Source organism: Paenibacillus sp. MMO-58, assembly GCF_037146255.1.
GTDB lineage: Bacteria > Bacillota > Bacilli > Paenibacillales > Paenibacillaceae > Pristimantibacillus.
In genome coordinates this window covers 105,585-122,093 of the sequence record NZ_JBBCVY010000001.1, presented here as the reverse complement: position 1 = coordinate 122,093, position 16,509 = coordinate 105,585, and the positions used below count along the sequence as shown (strand labels likewise).

Below are 16,509 nucleotides of genomic sequence, written 5' to 3'. Positions count from 1 at the left end.
CAACTGAGTTTTCATTGAGCTAATGTCTCCCGTAATGTGTTTTAATTCTCGGAACTGCCAAACAAACTTCTGAGAATTGAATCTGCACATTCTTCTGAAGAATTTATGTGAGTATTGACAGAGCAGTTGTACTGTATATCTTTGGCCATTATTTCATTTTGCCACTCAGATTGATCTTCGGTTCTATCTCCGCGTTCAATATTTCTTTGGCGACAAACTTCCAAAGGACAAAAAACTTCAACTATATAGAAAGGATACCCCGCAAATATGTCCTTAACTTTTTCATAATGCGGTTTTAACTCAGGTCTTTCTACCAAAATGCCATCGATAAGCACATTCTTCCCATGATCAGAAAATAGTTTAGCGGTATGATACATCATAATTATTGCATCACTTAAATATTTCCAGTAGTCTTCACGAAGATAATTATCGCCAATTGTATTTTCAAAAAGGTCATTTGCAACAACATAAAAAAATTCATCTGATTTTAACTGAATAGCATCTACAATAGAAGTTTTTCCAGCGCTGGTTACACCATTTAAAAATACGATTTTACCTTTGTTCATCTCATTATTCCTCCCTTATTCATGGTCTTCAAAAAAACTATATTCATCACCACGGCGACGGCTCCCTGATCTGATTTTTAGTATAACATCTGCACCCAAAATTTGGTGTTGTAGAGAACTTTTATAATCATGCTATACTGCCCTTTACTTCAAATAAAAATGGCAACTGATCATCTAGATCAGCTGCCATTTTGTTGTTCTGAACTAACGTCTGCCGTTAGTTGAATGATTCAACTGTTATTCCTTGTTGCGCTCCAGTTGAATACGAATTCCTTCGCGGTCAATCTGTATCCAATATTCTACGATTTTCTCATTTTCTACACGATAGACTGCACTTGCGATCTCTACGACGGGTTTGTTAGTCGGAGTATATCCGTCTACTTTTCCAATGTGGATTCCAGATTGTTTCCAACGTACATAAACTCGATCATCTTGCACTAAAAACTCTTTTATAGTCAAGCTGAATGCTCCGTAAATCTCTATCATATCGCGAATATGATCTGCATAATTGGCTGGTGACCTTTCAACGGTCACCTCATTTTCCGAAGTAATCTGATGCGCCAAAACTCGTTCAGCCATTAACTGGTGTGCAGCATCCGGTTCTTTGCCAGAACGAACCTTCTCAAAAAAAATTCGCACTACTTCTTCTACTGACATAATGAGTTCTCCTTGTTAAAAAAATAATATCTTATTATTGTAACACAGTCAGTTAGTCAGGCGTTACACGCACATAACTGCCCGTTACTTTAATAAAACGGCAACTGACCATCATGCCAGCTGCCTTCGTATTGTCTTGAGCTATCGTCTCCCGTTAGCTTAATCTTCAAAGTCTATGCAAATCATGTTACTCAATTACTCGATTTCGGGAATCTTCCCACCAAGTCATTGTATCGAGTTTCATTTCCTCACCAATTTTCTTAATCAAATCAAACAAAGACTCTGTGATTAAAATGTCTTCTTCAATTATGGTTGCACAAAGATGCTCAAGGGCTATTCCCCACTCATTGTGATCAAGATATTCCAATATCTCATCTCTGTCTTTGTCGGGTATAGTTATCTGTTCTAAAATGTTTGATATTTGAATTACCATGCTCATTTAGGACACCTACCTATTTTGTTGTACACAACAACGGTTTTAATGAAATTTAAAGTTTTTTGATTGTATGTAATAAACACGTTCAATTTCAGATTCATAATATCCGATATTGAATTGAACTGTATCTATAATTTCAGAAAATGTATTTGGAAGCTTACAATCCAATTTAGTATCTTTTTTTACCACGAAACTTCTTCAAAAAGTTCACCTCCATTTTGTTGACCTCATGCCCTTAACGAGAAAATCAAAGTTCGCTGGAAAACCGTCTGCATTAGGGTTTGGTGTGTGTATGTAGACTGCATCTGCTCCCGCATCTTCGTCATGAATACATATAGTAAGATATGCGCTTTAATGTGTGCCCTTCTTATTTTTAAACTGTCATTTCCTAAGCCCCAGAAATCGAGATGTCTATGCCAAGAATCATCATCAACATGTGTCTGAAATTTTTCCACTGATGACCATAGTTTTCTGAAGAAAAAAGCAACCGGACGTAATGCGCCGGCAACGTTCCCCGTTAGAGTAATGAATGCGGTAAAGCCAAATCCTTTATTTCAAGAAAAATTGAATATCGTCTAATGCGCTGTTAGCGTGCAAAGAAACGGTTTTCCCAAGCCATTTAGTTTCCATTCAGTTGCTCATTAAATTGCTTCTTCAGTACCAGGAGCATCTAGCTGACCTCGTAAAATCGGTCGATGCCCTGGCTGAAGAATTGCTCGAATATGAATTAATCCAATCAATACCCGGCATTGGTACTAAGATTGCTGCAACAATCTTAGCAGAGATCGGAGAGATCGATCGGTTCGAACACGCTAAGAAGTTGGTAGCTTTCGCTGGTGTCGATCCATGTGTTTTCTCTTCAGGCAAATTTGTATCAACCCAGAATAGAATCACGAAACACGGCTCAAGGAGGCTTCGCTCAGCTCTATTTCAAGCAGTGCGATGTGGCATTCGTAGTAACCGAAACAAAAAATTAAGAGCTTTCTACGATAAAAAACGTGCTGAGGGAAAGCTGTTCAGGGTAGCCGTAATCGCTTGTGTAAATAAACTCATCCAATGGATCTTTGCCATGAAAGAATCGTTCCGTTTAGATTAAGTAGCAGGCTATAGAAACATATGAAATATCTTCCTGTGCCTGAAGGGACGGTTATTTGCTATATCCTTTTTTCAGTATACCACCCCGTGAATATGCCATTAATAATTAAATATTGACAAGCTATTAGCTGGAATAGCTTAACGCCCAGCCAGTCTACAGCTCTAATTGCATTGAACACAAAGAAACTCCCCTCCTAGCTGGATGAATGGATAGCTCATTTTCCATTAAGGGGGGGGTTCAGATAATACGATTGCTTATAGAACCCTAACAGCGGCGATTTTGCAAAAAATGCAAAGATGCTTCCTTTAACTTTTGTCATCAAGGCAAAAAAACTTTAAGCTAGTTATATAGATGTTTAATAACGCGTTCAGCGTGATCATCAGATAAAAAAAGTGACCGGATGAGCACTAGCTATCCCGGTCATTTTTCTTATTAACTAAGCGAGGCGTCGAAGTTCAGTTAGGCTTACCATTAAACTCAATTCTCCGCTTTATCACTATTTGTGATACGGTTCCCACTCACTACTTGACGAGCCATTTTTCATCATGCATCCCTAAAATCCCAATATTTACTGACCAAAAAGACGGAAAGAAACGTATGGATAATGTCCATATCTAATTGCTATCTCGCGTTCAAACAGTGTCATCCTCTCGATCGTCCTGTTGTTCATCAATTTGCCCGCGTCCATTATACGAAATGGAACGCCTTGTAATAGTTCAATGACCGAGTGTTTTGCTTCATCATGGTCGGACGTCACATAGACATCACTCGTCAACCCTTGATTTTCCGGATTCTCAAATACTTTAGCGAATGTGTTTTTGAACGCGCCTACCACTTTTGTTGAAGGAATAATCTTTTGTATTTCCTCAGCAGCTGATGTACCCCACTCCGTAGTAAAATCGCTAAAATCTTCGGTAAATGGGTTCACTATATCCACTAAGATCTTTCCCGACAACTGCTCGGCATGTTTTTGAACAAATGGAATCAGATCACGAAACCAAAAGGCATGAATAATAATATCTGCCCGAAGTGCATCATCCAGACTGACTCCTTTTACTCCCTTAAGCTCTCTTTCATTTATCAACTGCTGTACATGGTCAATAGAACGTGAACCCCAGTTAAGCCCCGATATAATCGGGCTTAAAGTTTTGACTAAACCTTTGCCCATGCGTCCTGTCCCTATTACACTTACTGTCATGCTAATCATCCTCTTCATCAGTTTTAAGGACATCTTAATGCTTTTTAAAAAGGATGGGAATTTCAATTATCTTTTAATATTGAAACCAAAAGTTTCAGCCACTTGTCGAATCTTCTATTCGCACTCCATTATTTCTGATACGATGAAATACAAAAATTACTTTTCTCAAGGGTGATAAGAATGAATATAGAGTTTATAGAAGGATTTTTAGAAACGGTCAATCAAAAGAGTATCGCGAAAGCTAGTCAAAAGCTTCAAATCTCACATCCCGCACTGAGCAAACAGATTCGCTCCATTGAAGCTTACTTTGGAGTTACATTGTTTAAACGTTCTTCCACAGGCGTAGAATTAACGGAAGTAGGTAAAACGTTCTACAACAGAATTGTTCCAGTGTTCACTGAAATAAGTTCAATCAAGACCGATATGGTAAATGTGAACAATATTCAAATGATCAATTTAGGCACGCTGCCTAGTTTGGCAGCAAATTATTTACCGGAAGTCATTTTCGAATTGAAAAACAAAAATATAGAGGTCAAAGTTACGATTCGCAACACGTCTATGGAATTGTATCAAATGCTGAAATGCGGTGAACTCGACGGTGCCGTTCTTCAGAAAGATGCCGTCCATTCTTCAATCTGGAATGCAGATCTATTCATTGAGCCTTATTATGCAGTCGTTTATCCAACACATCGTTTGTCCAAGTATCCATCTGTCACTTTACACGATATAGCAAATGAACCGCTAATATTGAACCCGCCAGATTGCAGCATACGTAGGCTATTAACATCATTAATGCTAGAAGAGGGTCTTCATCCTCAGATAGAAACCGAGGTCTGCTTCAATGATTTCATCCTTGGTTATGTAGCGGCAGGTGCAGGCATCACTTTCGTACCGAAAATAGTATCTGAACATATAGTAAATCATTCTTTAGTTAGCATTCCCCTTAACGATGCCCGAGCTAGACGAACAATTTCCCTTCTATCTCAGTCTGAGGATATCGGGAAGTTTTTAAGACCCTATCTCAGAAAAGCATAATTTAACACTGGCAGAAATAAGTCTGAAAGAGTCCATTAACCTTCTGTCGCAGAAGATCCGTTCGATTCACTAACTGATTCTCCGGAAGGCTGCCTCACTTGTTTGCAAAAGGAAAAGTGGATAATCCAATTTTTTATTTGTCATGCAGCTTTCATTTGAAAAACGGCTGCAAATCGAATGGTAATTCGCTACATCAAATTTTATTTGTTAATTAACAACACACAGCACTCCACATGTGAGGAGACTGGATATATGATCTAATCTTATATTTTAATGCCGCAGATTCTACTCGTATCTTGAATCTCCGCTTTACCAGCATGCAAGATACGGTTCAGCGCGATTAATCTTAAACTAACCTGCCCGTTAACGTAACAAAGCTGCCGATCATGTGCCGGCAGCTTAATCAGTTTAAATATTCAACTATCGTTCCCCGTTAGAGCTTAACGATTTAATCATGTGGCTTATTTTTCACTGATCCGATGAGAACTTTAAAGTCCATAGTGACTTGTTTCAGATTCAACTGAAGAATTTTTTCTATGCGCTCTTCAGAAGTCCCCCATGATAATGGTGTCATACCCAGCAACGGTTCGATTAATTGTTCACTCAAGTTCACTTGATATCGGACGCTTCCAGCATCAATTAAATTGAATTGTTTATTGAAGTGGTTGATTGTAAGTGAATTTGAATAAGTCTGCTTATCAGACCCCAAATAAAGGATTTCTCTTAATTCTTTTAGATAGTCCTGATCAGGAACGACTTTAATCACTAAACCATGATCACTTAATAATCTCTGAAATTCTGAATAATTGGCAGGCGAAAGGATGTTCAAAATGAATTTGAACTTTTGACTTGAAAATGGGCAGTTTGCAATATCCGCGACACACCAGATAGAACTTGGATTTCCTGTTGCTGCAAACCTAATTCCCTCTTTTGAAATATCAATTCCTATAGCCAATAGATCCATAGGTTTTATTCGATTAATTTCGGTTTGTATGTTATCTAAGTGTGACCCTTCTCCACAACCTGCATCTAATATCCTTACCGGTTCATTGCTTGAATGGTGATTCATTATAATCCGACTTACCGCGCCATACAAGGGATCAAATAAACCATCTTTGCTGATTAATCTTCTGTACTCAAAAATTTTTTTATCATACTTCGTACTAATACCTCGGGATAATAAGTTTACATATCCTTGCTTTGCTATATCAAAACAGTGTTGATTGCTACATACTAAATTCTGTAAACGAATGACTTGCATTGATTTTTTACACAACGGACATCTAAATATTTCTTGATGCTTTTCAAATATCGCAGCATTAATTAACTTTTTACTTTTTTGGTACACAAAGAAGCACCCTCTTATTCATAATAGGTGAATGAAAAAAGGCACAGTCAAATAAACCCTAGCCATTTTGTCAAAATTGCCGGGTTATGTGATCTGCACCTTACATTACCTATAACGAATGAATTGGATGATCATTGTCAAACTCTCCTTCATGAATTACATTTAGAACCCTTTTAGTCTAACATGTTTCGCTTGTATGAAAAAGACTTGCTCTAATCTGCTCTTAGCTTATTAAAAAAGGAGCAGCTGCCGTTGTGGCAAACTGCTCCTGATTGGCTGAACTATCGTTATCCGTTAGTGAAAAAACATCGGCTTTTTTTTATGGCGCTACCCACCCACATCGGTAACAAAAAGCTGCCTGAAGGCGACTCATGGGCGAGTTCTACTTGGAAAATGATTGAATCTAACCCAGAAGATACAGCTGATTTTCCTTTTTTTTAACTTCCAATGTGTATGTATAGACGTTAATATGTATAAACAATTAACCTTTCACTTAAACTGAAAGATTTCGGAGGTTGGAATGAAGAAAACTGTATTAGTAAGTTTAATGAGTGCTGCTTTAATGGTTGGTCCAGTGAGCTCTTACGCAGATAAAGCTGCAGGTCTTAATGGAATTCTTTCTGAAGGGAGATTATATGCTCCTCTTCGTACAACTGGAGAATATTTTGGAGCGAAGATAAATTGGAATCAGAACACTAAAACTGCTTCATTGACTCAAGATGGCAAAACTTTTAATGCTACTGTGGGTGATGGAGTATTGTTGAAAGATGGAACTGTGTATGTTCAATTTAAAGCTTTGAGTAACTTCTTCTATCCAAACGATCTTCTCTCATGGAATAAATCTACAATGACTGGAACTTCTGAACATATGACTGTAGTGGCTCGCCCATTGACTGATCAACAAGTTTATAAGATTACTTCTAATGCAATTTCCAAGAAGAAAGAATGGATTGAATATCTTAGCCATAAAAAAGAATCTGACTATCGTGAACAGTCTTCTGTTGATTGGGTAAATTCTACTACGATCGAAGTAGTATACACCTCAGATTGGCAAGATGGGAGTTTTCTGAAGGAACAAAATATTAATGTTGTAATGACTAAGAAAGGGGATACTTGGAATCTTACTTCCTTTAAATCCTCTGGCGAAGTAATGGAACCACATTAAAAACAAACACTTAAATCTAAAGCTTTCTGGAGTCCTTTATGGGCTCCTTTTTTATTTATATGTATTTATATTATCTCGTAATTTGGGGGTCACACTCATTACGTTAACCTGCCCTTTAGTTTAATGAGCCTCTATTATGCATTTGAATAATTAATCGAGACCACTCCTGGTTAACTACGGAACGAAGGAGTACCCCAAGTACCCGAAGAAGAACTTCGGCTCGTGCTCCTAGTTTGTATCCTCCCTTAGTTGAACGAAAAAAAGTATCTTTATATACTAAAAGTAAGACCTTTACATCTAAAGTAATCTTCAACTTGTTTAATTCTTTTCCAATATACTTAACAAAAAGTTCATAACGTCTCTTTAACCATTCAAATGACCTACTCATGATGTTTGTAATTATACATGTATGAGTGATCCGGTAGGACGTCTAAATTTTTTTGAAAATATCCCAACCTTTATTTCGCCTGGCACACTATTTAATTGTCAGGAATTACAGATGCAACTACGGAGGCAAAAGATGGATTCAATTGGGAAGAACGGAAAAGAAGCGGCGGAAGCGATTCGGAGCTATGTCAAACCGATTTTCGGTTTTGCATTAAACCGGGTCAAGCAGCGGGCGGAGGCGGAGGATCTGGCTCAGGAGATTATGCTGCAGTTGTTGAAATCCTTCTCCGGGGTGCGGGACATTAGATGCCTTGAGGCTTACGTCTGGACGGTTGCCCGATACACTTGGGTGAATTGGTTGAAAAAGCGTGCGCACGCTCCCCAAGCGATCGAAATCAACGGCATGTCCGAACTGTCGGCCGCCCCTTCCCGGGAGCCGCTTGACCGGCTGCTGGTAACCGAAGCTTACCGCGAGCTGCGCCGAGAAGTCGCGTTTCTGTCCGACATTCATCGCCGGATCGTGGTCATGCATTACTACGACGAGCTTAAAATCGGCGATATCGCGATTGCTCTGAACATTCCTGTCAACACGGTGAAGTGGCATTTGAGCGAGGCCAAAAAGGAGTTACGGAAAGGGATGAAACGTATGCGTGCAACAGGAACTTTAAGTGTCAATCCGGTCAGCATGGGGGAAATGGGCCATTCCGGTTCGGCCGGCAGACTGGGCGAAACCAACGATTTTCTTGGACGCGCCTTGGCGCAAAATATCGTTTACGCGGCTTATCACAAGGCGCGTACCGTACATCAAATCGCGGAGGAGCTCGGAATGCCGCCGTCTTTGCTGGAAGGCGAAGTCCGGCACCTGGCCGATTACAATTTTCTCATCCAAACCTCTCCCGGCAAATATCAAAGCAATACCATCGTCTGGGACCTCTTCGAGTTGGTCGTAGCCGGTCATCAATTCTGGCAAGATTGCGCCGCCGAAGTGGCCGATGTTCATTTCGACGCGTTAATGGAAGTTCGCCGGCAAGTCGAGGATAGCGGAGTGTACGTTCCGGACGGCGACTATAACTTCCTGCTCTGGACCTTGCTGCCCAAGAACGTCGAGGAGCAATCTTGGCGGAGCATGCCGGCGGGCGACAACTTCGATGCGGTCGCACCAATGCGAAAGGACGGAGGTCAGTATATTGCCTATGCGGCGTTGAACCGGAGCCGCAATGCGGATCCGGGTTTTGATTTGAGTAGTTACGTCACCTTCGGTCCGTCGCTCCGCTACGTCGAAGACACTCCCTTATACTTGTGGCAATTCAATACGTACTGGAGCGACCGCCAGGTGGATTGGCGTTTCCTGGAATACCGGAATGTCGAGATTTGTCATGCGTTCCAACAAGGGGAACTGCCCGACAACGAAGAGAACAGCGAGCAATATTCGTTCCTGCTGGAGAAGGGGTACATCCGCAAGACGAAGAAGGGGTACAAGTTCAATGCGGTTTGGATCGACTCTCCGCAAACGTTGGATCGGTTGAACAAGGCAATGCCGGATTTGTCCGCTCTGTATGCGCCTGCTGTCGGCAAGCTCTACGATAAAATGCTCAAGCTGTTCCTGCAAAATCAGCCGAAGCATTTGGAGCCGCAGCTTGCCTACATGGTGAGAGGCAACACCGGCGGAGGCCGGCTTGTCGCTTATATTTTGAAGCATTTGATCGATAACGGGAAGTTGAAACCGCCGTTGCCGCACCAGCAGAAGACGATTTCAACCTGGATGGGGCCGGTCAAGTAAGTCGGTTCGGAAATGTATACGAAGAATGGCCGTTCCCGGGCGGTGGCCATTTTTACACAAAACTCTGTCTGTCCAACGAAGTGATTAGGACATCGCTATTTCACCACAGCCCCCTCCTGAACGTATGAAAATGATTAAAAACTACCTATGACGCATGTGCGTCATAGGTAGTTTTTGATCGCAATCGTATCTGCCGGATTTCTCCTTTACCTTACGATTTTTAATCTTTCTTGTCCGCAACCAACCGTGAGAGGCCAGATGCTCCACATACTCAGCAGATCTATTCAGCTAAACTGCCCGTTCGTCGGCAGCCTCTTCCTGTTTCTTTGTTCAACTATCGTTCTCCCGATAGTTGAATGAGATTCCTATTGTTCAATGATTCCGGAAGTTATCTTCATATTTGGCGCATACGACAGAAAGACGTCATTGTTAAAAGCTATCGACAAGGAAGATTCCAGCCTGTGTTCTTTTTGCGCTTCTTCAAGGGTAGCACCACGGTCCACCAAATTCTTAATAAACGGTTCTTCTTCCCCTGGATCAGCCCCGAAACCATCTTCCTTTAGAGAGTTGTAAAGTACACTGTTTTTTTCAAAATCAGAATTGAGATCTAAAAAATTAACCCTATCGCTGACTCTACATTCGATTCGTTTAACTCCTAATTGACTTAAATAAATAGGCAACTTTATTCCTATATTACCGTCTTTCCCACTCCGTTGCGCATCCCTTTCATATAACTCCTGGAGGAACCCCAATTGCACTACATCTGATAGTGGATGACCTTCAAGATGATAGCTTGCCATGCTTGAGATCCAATGAGGTTCAAAGCAAATTATTCTGCCTTGATCCACCAAACTATCTATCATTTTTTGTAGTATTGCTTTTGGATTATCCATATGCAATAAGAAGGCATGGCAAACTACAACATCGTACGTTTTATTAAAATCCATTTCTTGAATATCACCAAGGATAAATTCTGTTTTGAATGGTGCGTCTCGAAAAATCTCTCTAGCTTGATCAATTAACTTACCACCAGCATCTATACCAGTATACGTAGATCCCATAGGGAGTAGCGACATTAGCTTGGTTCCCAAATACCCATAGCCGCAGCCAAAATCGATGATTCGAACAGGTTTGTTGATATTCCAAACAGAGCTTATAAGGAAGTTTAAATAATCATCATTGTAATACAACCATCTGGTCTTGCTTAAATAATCAAGTTTATCGTTCCAATAGTAATTTTCCATTCGGTTATCTCCTTAGGAGCAAAATAAATTCAGGGCTTATGAGCGATCATTATCATTTTTACATTGCGCCGCGGTCGCATAATTACAATACAATTAATGCAAAAAAAGTAATAGACTTATGTTGAATTTTTTTATAAAGTAGTATATATCCATGGCATTTTTAGGAAGCCCTTTTAACCAGCATATAATGTTGCCGGTTTTATTTTTGAATGACCAGACCTATATTACGAAAAAATGGCAGCCGATCAAAAGATCAGCTGCCATCGTTTTGTTCTGAACTAACGTTCGCCAATAGCTTAATGTAAATCATTTGGTTTTAGATTGATTAATCCTTAACTCTACCTTACACACGCAAGATTTGCTTATAAACATCAATGACTTTCTTAAGTATAGTAAGGTTCTCATTGATGTTTCCCGTTTCTAATCCATGGTCTGCATTTGGAATTTCAAAAACCGTTTGTTTACTTTCAATTTCATTTGCATTTTCCTTTGTAAAGTTCGGGTCGTTCCCACCATAAATTACAATTCCTTCTGATGCATTAATAAATGGAATAGTCTCGACTAAAGGTGTTAAGTAAATATGCTTTACCCTTACTTGTAATCTTCTATATACTTCACCTGCTACAATAGTCCCCATGCTCTTACTTATGAAGATAATTTCATCATAGTTATCCACTTTTTTCTTAATAGAGTCAAAACACTCATTTATAACTTTAGATAAATCATTGATTTCAAGGCTGGTTCGCGCTGCTTGATATCCGTATTCTAGTTTAAATAAATCGTATTGGTGTTGAATCGCGGCATTCCCAGCGTAGTAAAGAAGCGGAAGTTCACAAGAGTAATTTTTACCAGGGAACAGGACCACTAGTTTATTGTTTTGTTCTTTAACGGAAATAAATTTTTGCTTCACTTCAGTTCCCCAGTAGGAAGGAATAGAAACAACTTCTATCTTCATTTCTCATCATCCCTTTGATTATCAGTTTTATGTGCATGCACCAACAATTAAGTCATGTAATTGCTTAAATATATATTCAACCAGTTATTGGAACTATCCTCCCTCTATGGAGAATCGTTTTTCTCTTAAATTCGCTTGTTTTCGTAGGTTTTGAACGTTTTTCTTTCATACCAGACAACCACTGAATGGAATAAGGTTGTAGAGGATGTAAAATATGGGGCGAAGAAAGTGCAAAAATATATCCACCCAGACCACTCGTTTTAAAAAGTGGACATTCTGGAGATATATGGTCGCACCTTCGGATCTCCACTTAGGCTCATGGCGGTCAACCCTCCCATGTCTCACAGAGTCTTCGCTCCCACATTCCTTCATTCAACCTGTCCATGAGGTGGAGGTCGGATATGCTGCCCGACAGGATCTTCGTCCGTATGTTAGTTCTGTTCCGACTCATCCGTGCTTCAATTGTCTGTACCTTTTATTGATGTTCGACTTCTATGAAAACTTTGAATCTAAGCTGCTAACGACACTGCCGTGTACCTTGGGATATCCTGCAACATCTTTTCTTCACTGAACTGATGCCCCTTCTTCAAGACCCCAAATAGAATGCGAATCAGCTTGTTGCATAGCGCAATGAGCGACTGCATCTTTTTCAAGGGATTATTTGGCCGTGTCGTGTAATACTGATGCAATGCCTTAAACGCTCGGTTCTTAGCCACCAGTGGCATCATGACGCGAAATAGCAACGCTCGTAGTCGCTTACGACCTCGCTTCGTGATCTTCGTTTGTCCCTTATGTTTACCGGACGTGTTTTCTTTTAGGTTCAAGCCGGCGAGCTTAATGATTTGTTTCGGATGCCGGTAATACGTAATGTCACCAACTTCAGCGAGAAAACCGGCTATACTGTCCCGGCCAATGCCTTTTATGTCCAGTAATTGCTTCACATGGGGGATTTGCTTCAAGAGCTCATCCAGCCTTGCCTCAAGCTCCTGAAACTTACTCTCAAGCAACTCGTATTGCGTTAACAACAGTTGAAGCTCTAGTTTTGCTAGTGCGGTCCCTTCTCGTAAACCAACAGAACGGCTTGCCGCTGCTTTCAGACTTCTCATACGCTCGATGCCGAGACCTCGCTTGGCAACCTTTCTGAGGTGACTTAGCAAGGCTTCCTCAGACTCAGAAACCAGCTCATGCGGCAACAAACAAAGACTGAGCATTTGGCGTGCTGACTTGCATTCCCAGTCCTTAAATACCGTGAGGAACTCTGGAAAGTACCGATCCAACCAGTTATGGACGCGGCCTTGCACCACGCGCAGGTCAGTCGACAGATGATCGCGAATTTTCATCGCTTCCCTTAGTTCAGCATAGATGCCCAGGGGAAGGTTGGGTACAGCATATCTTCCGTCTTTGACGAGCTGTGCGATGACTTTAGCATCTTTAATGTCGTTCTTGGTTGGTGAATTGTCATCCAATTCTTTGCTTTTCTTCACGTGGAGCGGATTAACCACAGCGCACGTAACATGCTGTTCTCTTAAAAAATGGGCCAGGTTCAGCCAGTAGTGACCGGTCGGTTCCATGCCAACGATGACGTCCTGGAACCCCTGCTCCGTCGCAAGCTTTCTGAACCAGCTAACGAACATTTCGAAGCCTTCACGGTCGTTCTCAAACGTAATTGATTTCCCGAACTCGACTCCGCGGTAGTTTTGTGCTCGAGCAACATGTTTGAATTTAGCGATGTCTACACCGACAATTAAGGTAGAAGAAGTAATTTGATTAATGCGTTCATTTTGAGTAGAATTCATTTTGTAGTCTCCTTGGTTTGTATTTGGATCCGGTCGCTGGCCAGCATCTGGGACCCTCATACATCATACCAAGGAGTCTTTTTGTTTCTCAAACCTCGTATTTCTTCATTATAGGAATGCTGCCCTTTACTTCAACAAAGACCGGCAGCGGATCTCTGATCTGCTGCCGGTCTTTATTTTAAACTAATGTTTCCCGTTAGCCATCCATGCATCTGATATTTGCACCACAGAGCACTAAAGTTAGTTCGTTCTTTCATGGTAGTTCAGAAGGAAATTGATTTCTGATACCGAAAATGATTTATTATAGACTGATTATAGGGAGCGCTACAAACTTAAATGGATGAATATCTATACTCACCAGCAATCTATTCTACAAAACGATTGCTTATTATTGACGGCATCCCCGGCTCCGGCAAAACGACGACAGCAATCCGCCTCCATAACCATTTGACAGCTCTAGGTGTACGTGTAAAATGCTTGCTCGAATTGGAAGAGAATCACCCATTGTTGCCGCCCATGGAGCAGTACAATGCGCTGAATACCGTTGAAGGAGCCGATGCCTTCACACAGCAACTCTTCAATCGATACGCTCAATTCGTCAAAGAGCAACTCAGTAAGCCCGAGGATGTTGTCATTATCGAAAGTGTCCTTTTCCAGGACATCGTCAGCGTCGCACATCTGCAAGGTATGGATATCACACTTCTCCAAAACTTTACCGAGTCGCTGCAGCAGCTTTTGATGCCGCTTAACCCTCACCTTATCTTTTATCATCATGTCGATGTTGAAGGGCAGTGGCGGTTCATATGTGGAGTGCGAGGCAACGAATGGGGACCAGTGTCCTTTCAATCGGACGAAGACTTTGTTCAAGCTGGCGAGGTGTGGAGCAAAAGTCAGGCTTTTGTCCGCGATGCCATCAATATATGGCCAGTACCTAAGTTAATTATCGAGAACTTGGATTATGCTTGGACTAAATATGATACACAAATAGATAGCTTTATTGCAGAAACATTGCTTGGTTCAAAAGTCGAAGAACCATAGGATTTTCTTTTACCTTTGGCGATGCACTAGAACTCCCGATCTTGATTGAACAAAAAATGGAAACTGCAATCAGTTGCCGTTTTGTTATTGAACTAGTGTCTCCCTTTAGCGTAATTCAAGATGCATTGAGCCTCTTCTCAGTCTTATCCGTATCAATTAAATTTCCCCATATCTCTATTGTTTTTCGGATAAAGCAGGGATATCTACATATAACTAATGACAATTCTTAAGAAAGGAGCACTGGACGATGACTGATGTGATTAAACCTAACGGTTCACAGCATGCGGCCCCGCCCTCAGATGATCCGAGGAAGCAAGGCAGATCCGCAGCCAAAAAAAAATCGAAGTAATTCCGAATGAATAAAAGCCGCCGATTGGCGGCTTTGTTACCACTATAATGGCAGGCACATACAGCTCTTTGCTATACAAAAGCTGCAGCGGATCCTCCGATCTTCTGCAGCTTTTTTAATTGAACTATAGTCTCCCGTTAGCTCAAGTCATTGAATTTGCTATTTTGATAAGAATCCGTTTCATTTTAGCCGTATTTATTGCTTTCGACCCCATACCAAGCGTGTACAAAAGATTGTTATCGTAAAAATACAATCTCACATAGTCGCCATCAAAAGGGACATTATCGAATGGTCCTTCCAGGCGTTCTTCTTTGAAATAAGCTGTTGAGCCGTTTTCAAGCTTGATTTTGGATAAGCGAGTTTCTTTTATTTCGGATTTACTATTCACTTGTAGTTCGATTTCTCCGTCGTGTATTTCCCACCCCTGAGAATATGTAATTGTGAGATGCGTCTTGCGTGTTATACGGGCGAAAATCGGTTTGTACTTAGGTGGTAACCAGGTTGGAATAAGTACATGCTGACTTACTTTCTGCTCATACATTGTAATATCGTTTCTGAGCTTTGAATGGTATGGATAGGGATCTCCGGCATAGACAACACTCGAATTTAGAAGTAACACTAGTGATAGCGCAATTATTATCTTTTTCAACACTTTGCTCTACTCCTCCGTTGTTATTGCTGAAAATATGGCGGCACTTCAAGTTGAATACCACACTGTTTTTGCTTCGTTATGATCAATAAATAATGTGATCACGCCCTACACATTTGAAGATCGTCCGATTTTTGTAATAATATTCCCTTTTATTCGCCCTATAATTCCATAAACCACGTACAGCTGCCGATGCTTGCCGACAGCTGTACGTGGTTTATGGAATTATCGTTCTTACGTTAGTTCAACGGCCAGTTCGATAATTGAACATGAGTAAGCATTTGATTTCTTACTAACTAATCTTTAAACCTTCAACGATTTCTTCCAGTTCTTGCTTTAGCTGCGAATCGGCTGGGTTCTGTGTTAAGCGCCCGAATAAACTGAATAATTGCTCTTGATGGTTAATAATAGTGGACTTATTATCTGGAACCAACATTTCTATATATAGTTTGTTCAAGAGAAAATCGAATGTTTCTCCTTGCCCTTGTTCGTAAGTCGTCAGGCGTGAAATTGAATCAGCAGCAGAGACAGCAGCAATACACTTTGTGTAAGCAGAGTCGTCCATTTGTACACCAAAGCATTCACTTACCTGCCCCATTTGACGTTGAAACGTCTTATTAGTTTCTTCTTGGAGAGTGTTATATCGTTCCTGATTGTTATCTTTTGAGTAAACTAGATAGATGGAGCTTGCCACTGCCCAAACTGTGACAATACTAAGTAGCACGCTTTTATAACTAAGTTTCCGCAAAACATACATCTCCTTTTCCTTAATTTTCAAGAAGATTGAGCATATAAACAGTCGTCGTGTTT

The 16,509-nt window shown here is 40.7% G+C and carries 15 protein-coding genes and 1 pseudogene; 6 read left to right on the top strand and 10 right to left on the bottom strand.

The annotated features are described in order from the left end of the window. Positions 1–41: 41 nt before the first annotated feature. The 3 genes from WFJ73_RS00550 to WFJ73_RS00540 all read right to left on the bottom strand — a co-directional run bounded on the left by WFJ73_RS00550 (position 42) and on the right by WFJ73_RS00540 (position 1,662). Positions 42–566 carry a phosphotransferase-like protein gene (locus WFJ73_RS00550; protein WP_336770993.1) on the bottom strand — a complete coding sequence of 175 codons (525 nt, stop codon included), beginning with the start codon at positions 564–566 and terminating at the stop codon, positions 42–44. Between the two features lie 237 nt (positions 567–803). Continuing rightward, positions 804–1,223 carry an ester cyclase gene (locus WFJ73_RS00545; protein ID WP_336770991.1) on the bottom strand — a complete coding sequence of 140 codons (420 nt, stop codon included), beginning with the start codon at positions 1,221–1,223 and terminating at the stop codon, positions 804–806. A 187-nt stretch (positions 1,224–1,410) separates the two neighbouring features. Next, complete coding sequence (locus tag WFJ73_RS00540; protein WP_336770990.1) at positions 1,411–1,662, bottom strand: MafI family immunity protein; 252 nt, start codon at positions 1,660–1,662, stop codon at positions 1,411–1,413. 592 nt (positions 1,663–2,254) lie between these two features. On the opposite strand from WFJ73_RS00540, the pseudogene WFJ73_RS00535 reads away from it, so the two are divergent. Beyond that, positions 2,255–2,755, top strand: a pseudogene (locus WFJ73_RS00535) (transposase); the annotation flags it as partial. A gap of 568 nt (positions 2,756–3,323) precedes the next feature. Here WFJ73_RS00535 and WFJ73_RS00530 read toward each other — a convergent pair. Further along, a complete protein-coding gene (locus WFJ73_RS00530; protein WP_336770988.1) occupies positions 3,324–3,953 on the bottom strand; it encodes an NADPH-dependent F420 reductase in 630 nt (209 codons plus the stop codon). A gap of 180 nt (positions 3,954–4,133) precedes the next feature. Between WFJ73_RS00530 and WFJ73_RS00525 the strand changes: the two genes are divergently transcribed. Beyond that, positions 4,134–4,988 carry a LysR family transcriptional regulator gene (locus WFJ73_RS00525; RefSeq protein ID WP_336770986.1) on the top strand — a complete coding sequence of 285 codons (855 nt, stop codon included), beginning with the start codon at positions 4,134–4,136 and terminating at the stop codon, positions 4,986–4,988. A 448-nt stretch (positions 4,989–5,436) separates the two neighbouring features. Here WFJ73_RS00525 and WFJ73_RS00520 read toward each other — a convergent pair whose 3' ends face one another. Next, complete coding sequence (locus tag WFJ73_RS00520; RefSeq protein ID WP_336770985.1) at positions 5,437–6,336, bottom strand: putative RNA methyltransferase; 900 nt, start codon at positions 6,334–6,336, stop codon at positions 5,437–5,439. A gap of 252 nt (positions 6,337–6,588) precedes the next feature. On the opposite strand from WFJ73_RS00520, the gene WFJ73_RS00515 reads away from it, so the two are divergent. From WFJ73_RS00515 to WFJ73_RS00505, 3 genes are all read left to right on the top strand, one after another. Further along, positions 6,589–6,777, top strand: coding sequence for a hypothetical protein (locus tag WFJ73_RS00515; RefSeq protein WP_336770984.1), 189 nt, complete (start codon positions 6,589–6,591; stop codon positions 6,775–6,777). A 79-nt stretch (positions 6,778–6,856) separates the two neighbouring features. Continuing rightward, positions 6,857–7,501, top strand: coding sequence for a stalk domain-containing protein (locus WFJ73_RS00510; RefSeq protein ID WP_336770982.1), 645 nt, complete (start codon positions 6,857–6,859; stop codon positions 7,499–7,501). A gap of 520 nt (positions 7,502–8,021) precedes the next feature. Continuing rightward, the gene (locus tag WFJ73_RS00505) at positions 8,022–9,668 is read left to right on the top strand and encodes an RNA polymerase sigma factor (protein WP_336770980.1); all 1,647 of its coding nucleotides are present in this window, start codon (positions 8,022–8,024) and stop codon (positions 9,666–9,668) included. A gap of 365 nt (positions 9,669–10,033) precedes the next feature. Here WFJ73_RS00505 and WFJ73_RS00500 read toward each other — a convergent pair whose 3' ends face one another. From WFJ73_RS00500 to WFJ73_RS00490, 3 genes are all read right to left on the bottom strand, one after another. Continuing rightward, positions 10,034–10,912: a class I SAM-dependent methyltransferase gene (locus WFJ73_RS00500; RefSeq protein ID WP_336770979.1), complete on the bottom strand. Its 879-nt coding sequence runs from the start codon at positions 10,910–10,912 to the stop codon at positions 10,034–10,036. A 343-nt stretch (positions 10,913–11,255) separates the two neighbouring features. After that, positions 11,256–11,867 carry an alpha/beta hydrolase gene (locus tag WFJ73_RS00495; RefSeq protein WP_336770977.1) on the bottom strand — a complete coding sequence of 204 codons (612 nt, stop codon included), beginning with the start codon at positions 11,865–11,867 and terminating at the stop codon, positions 11,256–11,258. A gap of 509 nt (positions 11,868–12,376) precedes the next feature. Then, positions 12,377–13,663, bottom strand: a complete 1,287-nt coding sequence (locus tag WFJ73_RS00490; protein ID WP_336770975.1) for an IS110 family transposase — start codon at positions 13,661–13,663, stop codon at positions 12,377–12,379. Positions 13,664–13,999: 336 nt separating this feature from the next. Between WFJ73_RS00490 and WFJ73_RS00485 the strand changes: the two genes are divergently transcribed. Next, positions 14,000–14,701: a DNA/RNA helicase domain-containing protein gene (locus WFJ73_RS00485; RefSeq protein ID WP_336770972.1), complete on the top strand. Its 702-nt coding sequence runs from the start codon at positions 14,000–14,002 to the stop codon at positions 14,699–14,701. Positions 14,702–15,192: 491 nt separating this feature from the next. Here the strand turns inward: WFJ73_RS00485 and WFJ73_RS00480 are convergent, their stop codons facing one another. Continuing rightward, complete coding sequence (locus WFJ73_RS00480; RefSeq protein ID WP_336770970.1) at positions 15,193–15,702, bottom strand: hypothetical protein; 510 nt, start codon at positions 15,700–15,702, stop codon at positions 15,193–15,195. Positions 15,703–15,991: 289 nt separating this feature from the next. After that, positions 15,992–16,447 (bottom strand): hypothetical protein, encoded by a 456-nt coding sequence (locus tag WFJ73_RS00475; RefSeq protein WP_336770968.1) that lies wholly within the window; start codon positions 16,445–16,447, stop codon positions 15,992–15,994. Positions 16,448–16,509 lie beyond the last annotated feature (62 nt).